This is a genomic window from Pectobacterium sp. F1-1 (assembly GCF_025643735.1).
GTDB lineage: Bacteria > Pseudomonadota > Gammaproteobacteria > Enterobacterales > Enterobacteriaceae > Pectobacterium > Pectobacterium colocasium.
The window spans coordinates 2,963,686-2,979,271 of record NZ_CP104733.1 but is presented as its reverse complement, the minus strand read 5'-3'; the positions used below and the strand labels follow the sequence as shown (position 1 = coordinate 2,979,271).

At 55.3% G+C, this 15,586-nt stretch carries 11 protein-coding genes and 2 pseudogenes; 10 read left to right on the top strand and 3 right to left on the bottom strand.

Translation table 11 applies throughout. The features are described from left to right. Positions 1–41 precede the first annotated feature (41 nt). Positions 42–632, top strand: a complete 591-nt coding sequence (locus tag NAL19_RS13140) for a TetR/AcrR family transcriptional regulator (protein ID WP_263057591.1) — start codon at positions 42–44, stop codon at positions 630–632. A 42-nt stretch (positions 633–674) separates the two neighbouring features. On the opposite strand, the gene yegD is transcribed toward NAL19_RS13140, so the two are convergent. Both yegD and mfd read right to left on the bottom strand, forming a co-directional pair. After that, on the bottom strand, positions 675–2,027 hold the full coding sequence (yegD, locus tag NAL19_RS13135) for a molecular chaperone (RefSeq protein ID WP_263059716.1): 1,353 nt from the start codon (positions 2,025–2,027) through the stop codon (positions 675–677). Between the two features lie 215 nt (positions 2,028–2,242). Next, a complete protein-coding gene (gene mfd, locus NAL19_RS13130; protein WP_263057590.1) occupies positions 2,243–5,695 on the bottom strand; it encodes a transcription-repair coupling factor in 3,453 nt (1,150 codons plus the stop codon). Between the two features lie 142 nt (positions 5,696–5,837). Here mfd and lolC point away from each other — a divergent pair. The 5 genes and pseudogenes from lolC (at position 5,838) to cobB (ending at position 10,822) form a co-directional block, all read left to right on the top strand. After that, positions 5,838–7,039: pseudogene (gene lolC, locus NAL19_RS13125) on the top strand (lipoprotein-releasing ABC transporter permease subunit LolC). After that, complete coding sequence (lolD, locus tag NAL19_RS13120) at positions 7,032–7,739, top strand: lipoprotein-releasing ABC transporter ATP-binding protein LolD (protein ID WP_225084997.1); 708 nt, start codon at positions 7,032–7,034, stop codon at positions 7,737–7,739. The pseudogene lolC and the gene lolD overlap by 8 nt, the downstream one beginning before the upstream one ends. Further along, entirely contained in the window at positions 7,736–8,983 is a 1,248-nt protein-coding gene (gene lolE, locus NAL19_RS13115; protein WP_225084996.1) for a lipoprotein-releasing ABC transporter permease subunit LolE, read from the top strand. Before lolD ends, lolE begins: the two co-directional genes overlap by 4 nt. A gap of 83 nt (positions 8,984–9,066) precedes the next feature. Continuing rightward, positions 9,067–9,980: pseudogene (gene nagK / locus NAL19_RS13110) on the top strand (N-acetylglucosamine kinase). 11 nt (positions 9,981–9,991) lie between these two features. Then, positions 9,992–10,822, top strand: coding sequence for a Sir2 family NAD+-dependent deacetylase (cobB, locus tag NAL19_RS13105; RefSeq protein ID WP_263057589.1), 831 nt, complete (start codon positions 9,992–9,994; stop codon positions 10,820–10,822). Between the two features lie 453 nt (positions 10,823–11,275). On the opposite strand, the gene NAL19_RS13100 is transcribed toward cobB, so the two are convergent. Then, positions 11,276–11,992, bottom strand: coding sequence for a Crp/Fnr family transcriptional regulator (locus NAL19_RS13100; RefSeq protein ID WP_263057588.1), 717 nt, complete (start codon positions 11,990–11,992; stop codon positions 11,276–11,278). Positions 11,993–12,188: 196 nt separating this feature from the next. On the opposite strand from NAL19_RS13100, the gene NAL19_RS13095 reads away from it, so the two are divergent. The 4 genes from NAL19_RS13095 to btuD all read left to right on the top strand — a co-directional run bounded on the left by NAL19_RS13095 (position 12,189) and on the right by btuD (position 15,507). Beyond that, positions 12,189–12,953: a class I SAM-dependent methyltransferase gene (locus tag NAL19_RS13095; protein WP_263057587.1), complete on the top strand. Its 765-nt coding sequence runs from the start codon at positions 12,189–12,191 to the stop codon at positions 12,951–12,953. Positions 12,954–13,089: 136 nt separating this feature from the next. Beyond that, positions 13,090–14,127 (top strand): vitamin B12 ABC transporter permease BtuC, encoded by a 1,038-nt coding sequence (btuC, locus tag NAL19_RS13090; RefSeq protein WP_263057586.1) that lies wholly within the window; start codon positions 13,090–13,092, stop codon positions 14,125–14,127. 51 nt (positions 14,128–14,178) lie between these two features. Then, positions 14,179–14,730, top strand: coding sequence for a glutathione peroxidase (locus NAL19_RS13085; protein ID WP_263057585.1), 552 nt, complete (start codon positions 14,179–14,181; stop codon positions 14,728–14,730). Continuing rightward, entirely contained in the window at positions 14,731–15,507 is a 777-nt protein-coding gene (gene btuD / locus NAL19_RS13080; protein ID WP_263057584.1) for a vitamin B12 ABC transporter ATP-binding protein BtuD, read from the top strand. Positions 15,508–15,586: the final 79 nt, after the last annotated feature.

The window sequence follows — 15,586 nt, the reverse complement described above, 5'->3', positions numbered from 1 at the left end:
GAATGTAAATAATCATACGTTTTGTATGTAAAGGAGTGGCGATGGTTCGTCGTACCCGTGCTGAAATGGAAGAAACCCGCGCTACGCTGCTGGCGACCGCCCGTAAGGTCTTCAGCGAACGCGGCTATGCTGATACCTCAATGGACGATCTCACCGCGCAGGCGAGCCTGACCCGTGGGGCGCTTTATCACCATTTTGGTGACAAGAAAGGGCTGTTGGCGGCGGTGGTGGAACAGATCGATGCCGAGATGGATGAACGACTGCAAGCCATTTCCGACACCGCTGAGGATGCCTGGGACGGTTTTCGGCGTCGTTGCCGCGCCTATCTGGAAATGGCGCTGGAGCCGGAGATTCAGCGGATTGTATTGCGCGATGCGCGTGCAATTCTGGGCGGTGCTTCGCCAGATTCACAGCGTCATTGCGTTGAGTCGATGCAGCGGCTGATCGATAACCTTATCCGGCAGGGCGTAGTGGCTGAAGCCTATCCACAGGCGTTGGCATCGTTAATTTACGGCAGTCTCGCTGAAGCAGCGTTCTGGATTGCGGACGGAGAGGATGGTAATGCGCGGCTGGCACAAGGCCTTGCCGCGCTGGAGTTATTACTGCGTGGGCTGTTGATCACGCCACGATAATCGGTGACATCGTTACCTTATGAAGCACAACTTTTCTCTGGCTTAGCCACGAAAAATGATCTCTGCCCAGCGCGCCAGACCGGCGGTAACGGAACCAAAGTCGTTGCCGCTGGCGATAGGAATATCTGGAAGCAGTTGTTGAATAGCCTGACGCAGCAGAGGAGAGCGGGCGCTACCGCCAGTCAGGTAGATCACTTCCGGGCGAGTTTGGCTGGTTTCTAACGCCAGCGTTACCTGCTGCTGAATGCGGCTCAGAGGATTATCGATTGCGACGTTGAGCTCATCCGCATGAATGCGTGTCGCCAGACCCGATTCGATAAAGTGTAAATCGGCTGCCGTTTCCGCTTGATTGGACAGCGCAATTTTGCTCTCTTCCGCCACCTGAATCAGACGGTAGCTCAGGCGCTGTTGCCATACCGTCAGCAGTCTTTTTACCTGCTCAGGCTGGCGTGCATCGCGGATCATGTCATTGATTAATGTGCGGCTGGCGGTGCTATGAAACTCTTTTTGTGCCGGAATATCGTTAATCGCAACGGCATTCCACCAGGTCATGATCGGCAGGGCGATGCCTTTTTCTGTCTCGCTATTCATGCCAAGCAGCGGCATCAGCTGTTTGAACGCCAGCATGATGTCTAGATCGTTACCGCCGACGCGGCAGCCGCTGTGCCCTAACAGACTTTGTGCGCGTTCTTGCTGCTTATGCCACTCTGGCCCCATCAGCAGCATGGAGCAGTCGGTGGTTCCGCCGCCGATATCCACGACCAGCACGCGTGTTTCTTTCGTCAATGTCGATTCAAAATCCAGTCCGGCAGCGACGGGTTCAAACTGAAAGACAACGTCTTCAAATCCGGCGCGATGTGCCGCGCGATCTAAAATCCCTTGCGCCTGCTGGTTAGCTTCTTCCCCGCCGATACTCTGGAAGTTAATCGGACGACCGATCACGGCCTGACGAATAGGCTGGTCAAGCTGGCTTTCTGCCTGCGTGCGGATATGCAGCATCATGGCGCAAACCAGATCTTCAAACAGTGCAATCTGCTGCGCTTTCAGGCCGACAGCCCCGAGGAAGGACTTCGGCGATTTAACGAACCAGGTCTCTTCCGGGTCATCCATATAGTGGCGTAACGCCTCGCGCCCGAACTTCACGCTATCAGGCTGCACGCGAATATCTTCTTCGCGGTTGTAGCTGATGGCGCGCTTGAGCAGTAGCGCGTTCTCGCCCTCTGCGTTGACCTGATGGTGCCGCCATAACCACTCGCTGACGGCTTCACGCACAGGTGCGCACAGCAGAGAGGAAAGATAAGGCGAATCCTTTTCCAGCGACAGGAGCCGTGGTGTACCTGAATCCATCACTGCCACGGAACAGTTCGCCGTGCCGTAGTCAAAACCGATAAACATCGTCGTGCCCCATGCCATAAAAAATTTTCGGGAGAAATTTTTAACGTCGCACCTGCGACGGCCCAGAAGGGTGGCCACCAAGGATGGCAGGCCATAAAAAAAGGTGGCGACTTTACTGCGTTACGACGGTGCTTGTAAAGGCGGATGAAGTGAAAGAGATATGTTTGCTGACGAGGCGGGAACCCGTAGGTTCCCGTTTTTATCGTGAAAACGGCTTACGCCGCCAGCGTATGCTGCGCCATATTTCCCAGCAGCGAACCGATGAATTCAATGCGTTTTGGGCGATCGCTCAAATCCTTCATGAATTTCAGGCGAGTTGGGCCATCAAGGCGGTAGGTGCCCGGATCGCGCTGTAACAGACCGATGAGGTGAGACGGATCAACGCGATTTTGCTCACTGAATTCGATAAATCCACCTTTCTCATTGCCTTCAATACGGCGAATACCCAGCGCCTGTGCCTGCTGGCGCAGGGCGGCAATCTGCAACAGATAGCGGCTGGCATCGGGAAGGAGACCGAAACGATCGATCAGCTCGACCTTCAATTCATCCAGTTCGTCGGCGGTTTTCGCGCTGGCAATACGTTTGTACAGCGACAGCCGCGTATTGACGTCGGGAATGAAATCGTCGGGCAGCAGGGCAGGCAACCGTAATTCGACGTCGGTCTGGCTGTTGATCAAATCTTCCAGCGACGGCTCCCGGCCTGCTTTCAGCGCATCGACGGCGCTTTCCAGTAGTTCCATATACAGTGAGAAACCGACGCTGGTCATCTGCCCGCTCTGGTCTTCTCCGAGCAGTTCGCCTGCGCCACGGATTTCCAGATCGTGCGTGGCCAGTGCAAAACCGGCACCGAGGTCTTCCAGTGAGGCGATCGCTTCCAGACGTTTCTGCGCATCGGTGCTCATCGCTTTGGGGTTTGGCGTCAGCAGATAGGCATAAGCCTGATGGTGGGAACGTCCGACGCGACCGCGCAACTGGTGCAACTGTGCCAGACCGAAGTGGTCGGCACGCTCGATGATGATGGTGTTGGCGCTCGGGATGTCGATCCCAGTTTCGATGATGGTGGTACACACCAGCACGTTAAAACGCTGATGGTGGAAGTCGTTCATGACTCGCTCCAGCTCGCGTTCGCGCATCTGGCCGTGGCCGATAGCGATGCGCGCTTCCGGCACCAGCTCCGCCAGTCGCTGGGTGGCTTTCTCAATATTTTCGACATCGTTATAAAGGTAATACACCTGACCTCCGCGTAGAATTTCACGCAGGATGGCTTCGCGCACCACCAGATTGTCATATTCGCGCACGAACGTTTTTACCGCTAAACGACGGGCAGGGGGCGTGGCGATAATCGACAGATCGCGCATCCCGCTCATCGCCATGTTGAGCGTACGCGGAATTGGCGTGGCGGTGAGCGTCAGGATATCGACATTCGCCCGCATTGCTTTGATGCGCTCTTTGTGACGCACGCCGAAGCGGTGTTCTTCGTCCACAATCAGCAGCCCTAAGTCGCGCCAGCGCACGTCGCTCTGCAATAGCTTATGGGTACCGATCAGAATATCGACTTTGCCTTCCTGCGTTTCTTCCAGCACCTGAGTTTGCTCACGGGCGCTACGGAAGCGGGAGATCATTTCAATCTTTACCGGCCAGTTGGCAAAGCGATCGCGGAAGTTGTCAAAATGCTGCTGCGCCAACAGCGTCGTCGGCACCAGTACGGCAACCTGCTTATGGTTTTCGACCGCCAGAAACGCGGCGCGCATTGCCACTTCGGTTTTACCAAAGCCGACATCGCCACACACCAGACGGTCCATCGCCAGCGGCTGGCACATATCGCTCAACACGGCGTTGATAGCCTGCGCCTGATCGGGCGTGGTCTCGAAGGGGAAACTTTCGCAGAAAAGCTGATATTGCGTTTTATCATGCTTAAAGGCAAAACCGCTTTTCGCCGCGCGTTGCGCATAAACATCCAACAGTTCGGCGGCGACATCGCGCACTCTTTCTGCTGCTTTTTGCCGCGCGCGCGACCACGCATCGCCACCCAGTTTATGCAGCGGCGCATTCTCATCGGCACCGCCTGCGTAGCGGCTGATCAAATGCAGTGAGGAAACGGGGACATACAGCTTGTCCTCGCCCGAATAGGTCAAAATCAGGTATTCGGCTTTGATGCCACCGGCTTCCAACGTGGTCAACCCGGCATAGCGGCCAACGCCATGTTCGAGATGGACAACGGGTTGCCCCGGCCGCAGCTCCGCCAGATTGCGGATCAGCGTATCGGTATTGATCGTGCGGCGATTATCCTGACGGCGGCGGCTGACGCGTTCGCCCAGCAGATCGCTTTCGCAGATTAAGGCCCGCTGGCGCAGCGTGTCGATAAAACCGTGCTCACTGGCGCCGATGATCAGGTAAGTGCCACGCTCCTGCGCCTGCTCCAACGTGCTGATGAGCGTAGGGTTCAGTTTGATGCGTGCCAGCAGTTCCTGGAGCGTTTCGCGACGGCCTTCACTCTCAACGGAGAAAATGACCTGACCGTCGGACTGTTCGATAAAGCGGCGCAGCGCATCTAACGGGGATTTTTGCTGATGCTGAATCGCCAGTTCCGGCAGCGGCAGATAGGCAAGATTCACGTTGGCGGCTTTTTCCGGCAGCGTATCAGTTCTCAACTGCACGCGCGGCCACGCTTTCAGCTCCGTGAACAGGCCATCTACTCGTAACCAGAGTGAGTCTGACGGCAGCAGCGGACGCATGGGATCGACACGGCGGCTTTCAAAACGCTGCTGAATATCCTGCCAGAAGCGCTCGGCACTCTGTTCGATATTGCCGGTATTGACGATCAGCGTATTGTCCGGGAAGTAGCTGAACAGCGACGGCAGCGGTTCGCCAAAGAATAACGGCTGCCAGTATTCGATCCCCGCGGGCCAGACGCCTTTGCTGACCTGCTGGTAAAGGTGCTCTGCGTCGCGCCGTACCTCGAACTGTTCGCGCCACTGGCTGCGAAAAAGCTCGATGGCGGCTTTATCCGTCGGGAACTCGTGGGCAGGCAGCAAATTAATGTGCGGCACTTCATTCAGCGTGCGCTGTGTATCCACATCGAACAGACGCAGGCTGTCGATCTCGTCATCAAAGAAATCGATACGGTAGGGCTCTTCGCTCCCCATGGGGAACAGATCCAGCAGCGCGCCGCGCGTGGCATATTCACCGTGTTCCATGACCTGATCGACACTGCGATAGCCCGCCTGCTCCAACTGCGAACGCAGCTTATCGCGCGAAAGGCGTTGGCCTTTTTTCAACACCAGCGCATGGCCGTGCAGGAAACTGTGCGGACAAACGCGCTGCATCAGCGTGTTGACCGGCAGAATCAGAACGCCGCGCGTCATGTTGGGAAGCTGGTAAAGGGTGGAAAGGCGGGTCGAAATAATTTCCTGATGCGGAGAAAAACTATCGTAGGGCAGCGTTTCCCAGTCAGGCAACGTGGTGACGTGCTGGTCGGTAAATTGCTGAATCTCATCGCGTAAGCGCAGAGCATTTTGCATATCAGGGGCGATAAGTACCACCAGCCCGGCGTGGCGTTCAATAATTTCTGCACATTCAACGGCGCAGGCAGCGCCGGTTAACTGGCCCAGCAGGCGCTGCTCACCGGCTTTGGATGGCAGCGAATAACGGTAATTTTCAGGCATCATCTGATTATCGGGTCTCGCCTCCCTGCATCCGGCCAGGAATAAGAAAAAGCCGTAGAGTGAGGGTGTTAGGGTTCCATAAAGCAGTACTACCCTTTATTATCCTTGATCACTTTGCTTTGGCAACCTTATCCAGACGGATTTCATGTATCAACCTGTCGCTTTATTTATTGGCCTGCGCTACATGCGTGGGCGCGCATCAGACCGCTTCGGCCGGTTTGTCTCCTGGTTATCCGCCATTGGTATCACGCTGGGCGTGATGGCGCTGGTCACCGTGCTTTCCGTGATGAATGGCTTCGAGCGCGAACTGGAAGGCAATATTCTGGGCGTGATGCCTCAGGCGGTCATCACTACGCCGCAAGGTTCGCTGAACCCGGCGTTGATTCCTGCTTCCTCCTTAGACTCGCTGGAAGGCGTGACGCGCATTGCGCCGTTGACGACGGGTGATGTGGTGCTGCAAAGCGCACGTAGCGTCGCCGTAGGCGTGATGTTAGGGATTGATCCTGACGAGCAGGAACCGCTGTCGCGTTATCTGGTTAATGTCAAACAGCAGCAACTGCAATCCGGTCAATATCAGGCCATTTTGGGCGAGAAACTGGCCGAACAACTGGGGGTCAAAGCGGGCGATCAGATTCGCATGATGGTGACGAGCGCCAGCCAACTGACGCCGATGGGGCGTATTCCCAGCCAGCGTATCTTCACCGTTGCTGGCACCTTTGCGGCGAACAGCGAAGTGGATAGCTACCAACTGCTGGTGAACCAGCAGGATGCCTCTCGCTTGATGCGCTACCCGGCGAACGACATTACCGGCTGGCGTCTGTGGCTGGAAAAGCCGCTGTCGGTTGATACGCTGAGCACGCAAACGCTGCCGGAAGGCACGGTCTGGAAAGACTGGCGCGAACGTAAAGGCGAACTGTTTCAGGCCGTGCGTATGGAGAAAACATGATGGGGCTGTTGCTCAGCCTGATCGTGGCGGTGGCCGCTTTCAATATTATTACCTCGCTGGGTTTACTGGTGATGGAAAAACAGGGTGAAGTCGCCATTTTGCAAACGCAGGGGCTGACTCAACGCCAGATTATGGCGGTGTTTATGGTGCAGGGGGGCAGCGCTGGCGTGATTGGCGCGTTGTTAGGGGCATTGCTGGGAACGTTATTGGCCAGCCAACTGAATACGCTGATGCCAATATTGGGCGTATTGCTGGATGGTGCCGCGTTGCCAGTGGATATTGACCCCGCGCAGGTGGTGACTATTGCCATTTCCGCGATGGTGATTGCCCTCTTATCGACACTTTACCCGTCATGGCGCGCTGCCGCCGTTCAACCCGCTGAGGCTTTACGTTATGAGTGATTTACCGTTATTGCAGTGTAATAACCTGTCCAAGCGCTATCAGGACGGCAACCTGTCTACCGATGTGTTGCGCGATGTCTCTTTTGAGATGGGCTGCGGGGAGATGATGGCGATCGTCGGGAGCTCGGGGTCGGGTAAAAGTACGCTACTGCATATGTTGGGCGGGTTGGATACGCCAACGTCAGGCGAAGTCATCTTCAAAGGTCAGCCGCTAGGTACGCTCTCGGCAGCGGCAAAAGCCGATTTGCGCAATCGCGAGCTGGGCTTCATTTATCAGTTTCATCACCTGCTACCCGATTTTACCGCGTTGGAAAACGTCGCAATGCCGCTGCTGATTGGCAAAGTGCCAACATCGCAGGCGCAGGATAAAGCACGCGAAATGCTGGCGGCTGTCGGGCTGGAAGCGCGCAGCCACCACCGTTCGTCTGAGCTGTCCGGCGGTGAGCGGCAGCGTGTCGCCATCGCCAGAGCGCTGGTTAACAGCCCGTCGCTGGTGCTGGCGGACGAACCAACGGGTAACCTCGATCAGCGCACGGCGGATACTATTTTTGAACTACTGGGAGAGCTGAACGTCCGGCAGGGCACCGCTTTTCTGGTGGTGACACACGATCTGCAACTGGCTAGCCGACTGAATCGCCAACTGGAAATGCGCGACGGTCAGTTGCAGCAGGAACTGACCCTGATGGGGGCGCGGCAATGACATTTACTCCGCTCTCGTTGCTGATTGGCCTGCGCTTTAGCCGTGGCCGTCGGCGTGGCGGCATGGTTTCGCTGATTTCGGTCATTTCGACGCTGGGGATCGCCCTCGGCGTCGCGGTGCTGATTCTTGGCCTGAGCGCAATGAATGGCTTTGAGCGTGAACTGAATAACCGCGTTCTTGCCGTGGTGCCGCACGGTGAGATCGCACCGGTCAATCAGCCTTTTGACGGCTGGCAGGACATGCTGCCGAAAATAGAGCAGGTGCCCGGCGTGGCAGCAGCGGCGCCTTATATCAATTTCACCGGGCTGTTGGAGAACGGTGCCAAACTTCAGGCGGTTCAGGTAAAAGGCGTCGATCCGCAGCAGGAGAAACGTCTTAGCGCGTTGCCCAACTATGTGCTTAATGATGCCTGGCAGCGGTTCCGCGCGGGCGAACAGCAGGTCATTATTGGGCAAGGCGTGGCAAAGGCGCTGAATGTGGCTGAAGGGGATTGGGTTACGGTGATGATCCCGAACAGCGATCCGGAAATGAAGCTGATGCAGCCTAAACGTATCCGGCTGCACGTCAGTGGCATTTTACAACTGAGCGGCCAGCTCGATCACGGTCTGGCGCTGATTCCGCTTGCCGATGCCCAGCAGTATCTGGATATGGGACAGAGCGTAACGGGTATCGCGATCAAGGCTAAGGATGTTTTTTCTGCCAATAAACTGGTGCGCGATGCGGGCATGGTCACAAAGGCCTATGTCACTATTCGCAGTTGGATTGGCACCTATGGTTATATGTACCGAGACATCCAGATGGTGAGAACTATCATGTATCTGGCGATGATCCTGGTGATTGGCGTGGCCTGTTTTAATATTGTTTCAACGCTGGTGATGGCGGTGAAGGACAAAAGCAGCGATATCGCCGTCCTGCGTACGCTGGGAGCGTCAGACGGGCTGATTCGGTCTATCTTTGTATGGTACGGGTTATTGGCTGGGCTGCTGGGCAGCGTGATTGGGGCGGTGATCGGTGTGATCGCAACCTTGCAACTCACCCCAATTATTCACGGTATTGAAGCACTTATCGGCCATAAACTGCTGTCTGGTGATATCTATTTTATTGATTTTCTGCCGTCGGAATTGCACCTGATGGATGTCTTTATCGTATTAGGAACCTCACTGGTGTTGAGTCTGATTGCCAGTTGGTATCCGGCACGGCGCGCCAGCCGGATTGACCCTGCCCGCGTGCTGAGCGGACAGTAAGCCAAGCCAACGCACATGCGGCTTGAGAGATGACGGGGATAGTCCCTATCGTGTGAGACGCGATCACACCCTAAGGAGCAGTCATGTACTACGGTTTTGACATGGGCGGCACGAAAATTGAGCTGGGCGTGTTCGATGCGGCGCTGAACAACGTGTGGCAAAAGCGGGTGCCGACCCCACGCAATCATTATGATGAGTTGCTCACCACGCTGGTTGATCTGGTTCATGAAGCGGATGCACAAACCGGAGTACAAGGAAAGGTCGGTATCGGCGTACCGGGGTACAGACTGGGCGGGAAGGGACGCTATTTACCGCTAACCTGCCTGCGGCGATGGGGAAGCCGTTACGTACGGATTTGTCACAGCGTTTGCAGCGGGATGTTCGCCTCAGCAACGATGCCAACTGTTTTGTACTGTCTGAAGCCTGGGACGCGGAGTTTCGTTCGTATCCTGTCGTGTTGGGGATGATTCTGGGCACGGGGTTGGGGGGCGGTCTGGTAATTAACGGGCGTCCGGTTGAAGGGCGCAACGGCATTGCCGGTGAGTTTGGCCATATCCGCCTGCCGTCCGATGCGTTGGATATCATCGGTGCCGACATTCCCCGCGTGAAGTGCGGCTGCGGGCAATTTGGCTGTATTGAGAATTATATTTCCGGGCGCGGTTTTGAGTGGCTGTACGAACATCTGTATGGCGAAGCCCTGCCAGCCGTGACCATCATTCGACACTATCGTGGCGGCGAGGAAAAAGCGCTGGAGTTTGTCGATCGCTTTATGGATTTATTGGCGGCCTGTCTGGGTAATCTGTTGACCCTGTTCGATCCGCATTTGCTGGTGCTGGGCGGCGGTTTGTCGAATTTTGATGAAATTTATCAAATTCTACCAACGCGTCTTCCTGCACGACTTTTACCGATTGCGAAACTGCCACGCATAGAGAAAGCGCGTCACGGTGATGCGGGCGGCGTACGTGGCGCGGCGTTGCTACACTTAATGGATAACTAGCTGGAGAAAGTATGTATACGCGTCAACGATTAGGGCGTTTTCATAAGGGAAAGCGTATGCGGCAACAGCGTCTTCGTGCGCGTATTTTCCATCGTGATTATCTGGCGGCAAGCGAAGTGAAAAAACCGCGTGTGGTGGTACTGACGGGGGCAGGTATTTCAGCGGAGTCGGGCATTCGTACCTTTCGTGCGGCCGATGGCCTATGGGAAGAACATCGCGTTGAAGATGTCGCGACGCCTGAAGGTTTTCAGCGTAACCCTGAGCTGGTGCAGGCATTTTATAACGCCCGTCGCCGTCAACTACAGCAGCCGGAGATTGTGCCGAATGCCGCGCATCTGGCATTGGCGAATCTGGAAGCGATGCTGGAAGATAACTTCCTGCTGATTACGCAAAACATCGATAACCTGCATGAACGTGCCGGTAGCCAGCGCGTCATTCATATGCACGGTGAGCTGCTGAAAATACGCTGTAGCCAAAGCGGGCAGATTTTTGAGTGGACGGACGATCTTGCCGTCGGTGAACGTTGCCACTGCTGTCAGTTTCCCGCGCCTTTACGTCCTCATGTGGTGTGGTTTGGTGAAATGCCGCTGCACATGGACAAAATTTACCATGCGCTGTCGCAGGCAGATTATTTTATTGCGATTGGCACATCGGGGCATGTGTATCCCGCTGCTGGCTTTGTCCATGAGGCGCATTCGCACGGTGCCTACACGCTGGAACTGAATCTGGAACCCAGCCAGGTGGAAAGCCAGTTTGATGAAAAAATTTATGGCCCCGCCAGTACCGTCGTGCCCGAGTTCGTCGCGGCCTGGCTGACGCGTGGTCAAAGCATCACGTTTTAAGCGTCAGCAAAAAGTGAAAACGTCATGAATCGTATGAGGACGGCGTTTTCTCTTTCCTATCGTTGCCGCAGCAGCATTCGTCAAGCTGATCGAACGGCAACATGGCGGTATGGTTAAAGAAACAATATTCACTCTCGCTACAGCGCGTATGCGCCGCGGTTTCTGTCGGCGAATCCGCCTGTGGCTGTTGGCTGTCATGGCGTGACGATGTTCCATGATGTGGCCGTGTTCCATGAAAAGATAAGGTTCGTCGGAAAAAGCCTAGCATAGCGTTACCCCCTCGGTATCCCATCACGGTATTAATGAGATACTTTCCTTAATGAGAGTTGTTCTCATCAATGTAAGCTAAGCGTAGTTGATTATCCGGTAAGGCGGGAATGACAATTGTCAAAATGTATATCCAAAATTGTTCTATTCACTCGTTATGCCTGAGTCGACAAAGGGTTAGATCGATTAGAACGTCCGTCTGGCTTCTGCCGCCAGCTCTTTTAGATAATGCAGGTTGCACAATTCCACCTGATGGCCCCGATAGGTAATGTGGCCTTGTCGCTTCCAGTCGGACATCAATCGGCTCAATGTCTCACCGCGCATCCCTAATGAAGTCGCAAGTTGCCCTCGGCTCACCGGTAATGTCAGTTGCTGAGTTTGCTGAATATGGTGCTGCCGCAGCAGATAATCTGCCAGACGCTGTGGCGCGGAGCTGGACGTCAGCCAGTCGATTTGGTTGATCGTCGAGTAGAGTTTCTTACCCAGATAGTTGAGTAAACGCAGCGCCAACTCCGGGCGCTGTAAACAGAACTGGTGAATATCCTGCCGTGGAATCATCAGCGTATGGCCGTCGCTCAGCGCGCGGATATTCATCGGGAAGCGGCCGTGGTCCATAAACACCGCCGCGATGGCGACAAATTCTCCGCGTTCAAACTGGCCGAAAATCTTCTCATCGCCGCCATAGGTATGGCGAAAAGCCTGCAACTTTCCCGTTTCAACCAGCAAACAGTGCTGCATTTTGTCGCCTTCGCGAAACAGGATGTCATCTTGCCGGAAAAACAGACGCTCGCTTTTTGCCAATAATTCGCACACCACATCGCTGGATTCACCGCGCATCCAGTCATGCTGAAACAGCACCTCGCCGTATTCATCGGGCGATAGCGCCTTTTTGACAAATGTCATTTGTCCTCCCAGAGAGGGGTATTACCATCAAGCTAGTAAATGAAAATAATAATCACTTGCATGGATTCGGCAAGCAAAATCACGACGCGCTGAATCGAAAATAGCGGAGCGTTTCCATGAAAGAAAGCACTCTTCCTATGGTACAGGCGCTGGCTTTGCATGAGTCGATTACCCCACTGAATTAAGGAGTGACAGTATGAGCGATCATGAAGCAGGGCATAAATTTTTAGCCCGGTTGGGGAAAAAACGTCTGCGCCCCGGCGGCAGGAAAGCAACCGAGTGGCTGCTCAGTCAGGCTGGGTTCCGGCAGGACAGCGTCGTGCTGGAAGTCGCCTGCAATATGGGCACGACGGCGATGGAAATCGCGTGCCGTTTTGGCTGTCAGGTTATCGGCGCGGATATGGATAAAGCGGCGTTAGAGAAGGCGCAGGAAAATGTCGCGGCAAACGGCCTGGCATCGCAGGTCACGATTATGCAGGCGAATGCGCTGGAGCTGCCGTTTCCCGATAATCACTTTGACGTAGTGATTAATGAAGCCATGCTGACGATGTATGCCGACAAGGCCAAAAGCCGCATCATTGCCGAATATTATCGCGTGCTGAAACCGGGGGGCCGCCTGATTACCCACGATATTATGCTGCTCTCCGAGAAGGATACCGGCGCATTACAGGCGGTGGAACAGATGCATAAAGCGATCAACGTGCATGCGCAGCCGATGCTGCGTGAGCGCTGGGTGACGCTGTTTCAGGAATGTGGTTTTAGCAAGGTCAGCTACGATAACGGTGCTATGACGCTGCTGACGCCACAGGGGCTGATTTATGATGAAGGGCTGGCTGGCGCGGCACGTATCGTAAAAAATGCGCTGAAGAAAGAAAACCGTGGCATGTTCTTCAACATGTTCCATACCTTCCGCCGCAATCGGAACCAGCTTAATTATATTGCGGTATGCAGCACGAAGTAGTGGCCGTATTCCTTTTGGCCGTGTAGCGGTAACAAGGAAAAAGCGTGTAAGGCAGGCGAAATCGTTTAACATACGTGACAGAACGTTATCTTAATTGCGCTTTTTTATTGCGCTGGATTCCTTGTTACGGTGAACAATGCAGCCATTATCGCCGGGTGATACCCCGCTAAAGCACGCGACGCCGTTGCCTCACTACAGTCAGCTAAAACAACAGCAGTACAGACGCGATCGTCGGAGTCTGGTACTGCTGTTGGCGTTTCTTGCGCTTACGCTGGTCGTCAGTCTGTGCGCCGGAGAGCGCTGGATTTGGCCGACGGCCTGGCTGGATGACGCTCAGCAACTCTTTGTCTGGCAACTGCGCTTGCCCAGAACGCTGGCTGTGATGCTGGTGGGCGCCAGTCTGGCGATGTCAGGCACCGTGATGCAGGCGGTTTTTGATAACCCATTGGCGGAACCAGGGCTGCTGGGCGTCGCGAACGGCGCAGGCGTAGCCTTAGTGCTGGCGGTACTGCTGGGACAGGGATTGCTGCCCGTCTGGACGTTAAGCCTGAGCGCGATTGCAGGTGCGCTGCTGATTACCTTTCTGTTGCTCCATTTTGCCCGCCGTCATATTTCCAACACTCGTTTATTACTCATTGGCATTGCGCTCGGGATTATCTGTAGCGCGGTGATGACCTGGGCCGTCTATTTCAGTACCAGTCTTGATTTACGCCAGTTGATGTACTGGATGATGGGGGGCTTCAGCGGCATTGACTGGCGGCACGGCTGGCTGATGTTGGCGCTCTTGCCGCTGTTGCTGTGGTTGAGCCGTCAGGGAGCCGTGCTGAACGGGTTGACGTTGGGTGAGATTCAGGCGCGTCAGTTGGGCATTCCGGTCTATCGCTGGCGTACGATTCTCGTACTGGTTATGGGCGTACAAGTTGGGCTGAGCGTGGCGCTGGCTGGCATCATCGCGTTTATTGGCTTGGTGATCCCACACATGTTGCGGTTGTGCGGGTTGACCGATCAGCGTTATTTATTAACGGGCTGTGCGTTGGCTGGCGGTGGTGTTCTACTGCTGGCGGATACGGTCGCGCGCGTAGCGCTGAGTTCAGCCGAGTTGCCGATCGGCGTGGTTACCGCTACGCTGGGATCGCCATGGTTTATCTGGTTGTTATTACGTAATCGGCTGTAGCGATAGGTCCTGTTTTATCCATTCTTATTGATCATTAAAGGGAGCAAAACGATGAGCACTGAAATCTATGCTATTCCGCTGACCACTATCGACGGGAAAGCGACAACGTTTGAGGCGTTTAAAGGGCAGGTGGCTTTAGTTGTTAACGTCGCCTCGCAATGCGGCCTGACTAAGCAATACGACGCGTTGGAAAAACTCTATGAGACCTATCGTGACAAAGGTCTGGTTGTGTTGGGATTCCCTTCCAATGAGTTTGCCGGGCAGGAACCGGGCTCAGAAGAAGAGATTCAGGCATTCTGCCGTGGGACGTTTGGCGTTCAGTTCCCGATGTTCAGCAAGATTGAAGTGAATGGCGAGAACCGTCATCCGCTGTATCAGCGCCTGATTCGTGAACAGCCGGAAGCCAACGGAACCTGGAAAAGTGACTTTTTTGCGCGTTTGGTCAATAAAGGTCGTAAGCCTAAGAACCCGGAAGATATCCTGTGGAATTTCGAAAAATTCCTGGTGGATCGCGAAGGGCGAGTGATTGATCGTTTTGCACCGGATATGGCACCTGATCATGACACTATCGTGAAAGCGATCGACGATGCGCTGGCAAAGTAATTGACGCGGCAGACTTCCCCGGTATTACAGCTGCGGCAGGCTGGCGTCTCGCCACGTTTGTCGCCGACAACGGCGGCGTGTCGTCGTGGTGAGTTGCTGCATATCATTGGCCCGAACGGGGCAGGGAAGAGTACCCTGCTGGCAAGAGCGGCAGGCCTGCTGGCGGGGGAAGGCGAGATCGATCTGGCTGGCACGCCGCTGTCGCAGTATACGGCGCCGGATTTAGCCGTACGACGCGCCTATCTGGCACAGCAGCAACCTCCTCTGGCGCTGATGCCGGTGTTTCAGTATTGGCAGTTGCATCAACCGCCGCTGGCTCAGGAAAACGCGGTCGAAAAGGTGGTGCATTTGCTGGCAGAACGCCTGATGTTAACCGATAAGCTGGCGCGCCCGCTCACGCAGCTGTCGGGAGGCGAGTGGCAGCGCGTTCGGCTGGTGGCGGCGCTGTTGCAGATTTGGCCGACCCTCAATCCGCATGCGTGTTTACTGCTGCTGGATGAACCGACTAATAGCCTCGATGTGGCGCAGCAGGCGGCACTGGATGTGCTATTGAACGAACTCTGCCGTTTAGGGATTGCGGTCGTGGTTTGCGCCCACGATCTGAACCATAGCGCTCACCATGCGGATCGCGTATGGCTGCTGTCGGCTGGCGCTGTGGTGGCACAGGGCGAGACGGCAGAGGTGATGCTGCCAGAAGTGCTGTCCCCCGTGTTCGGTGTCGCGTTCCAGCGGCACGTGGTCGATGGCAGAAATTGGATCATCACGCGCAGCGCCTGACTGCTGATGCGAGAAAACCGGCGTCGTCAGAAAATAGGAAAAATCGCCTTTACTTGCCAGAGGCCCCGATTAAACGCTA

Coding starts and splice junctions, on each gene's coding strand:
- NAL19_RS13140 (WP_263057591.1), top strand. CDS start 42: ATGGTTCGTCGTACCCGTGCTGAAATGGAAGAAACCCGCGCTACGCTG.
- yegD (WP_263059716.1), bottom strand. CDS start 2,027: ATGTTTATCGGTTTTGACTACGGCACGGCGAACTGTTCCGTGGCAGTG.
- mfd (WP_263057590.1), bottom strand. CDS start 5,695: ATGATGCCTGAAAATTACCGTTATTCGCTGCCATCCAAAGCCGGTGAG.
- lolD (WP_225084997.1), top strand. CDS start 7,032: ATGAGTGATTTACCGTTATTGCAGTGTAATAACCTGTCCAAGCGCTAT.
- lolE (WP_225084996.1), top strand. CDS start 7,736: ATGACATTTACTCCGCTCTCGTTGCTGATTGGCCTGCGCTTTAGCCGT.
- cobB (WP_263057589.1), top strand. CDS start 9,992: ATGTATACGCGTCAACGATTAGGGCGTTTTCATAAGGGAAAGCGTATG.
- NAL19_RS13100 (WP_263057588.1), bottom strand. CDS start 11,992: ATGACATTTGTCAAAAAGGCGCTATCGCCCGATGAATACGGCGAGGTG.
- NAL19_RS13095 (WP_263057587.1), top strand. CDS start 12,189: ATGAGCGATCATGAAGCAGGGCATAAATTTTTAGCCCGGTTGGGGAAA.
- btuC (WP_263057586.1), top strand. CDS start 13,090: ATGCAGCCATTATCGCCGGGTGATACCCCGCTAAAGCACGCGACGCCG.
- NAL19_RS13085 (WP_263057585.1), top strand. CDS start 14,179: ATGAGCACTGAAATCTATGCTATTCCGCTGACCACTATCGACGGGAAA.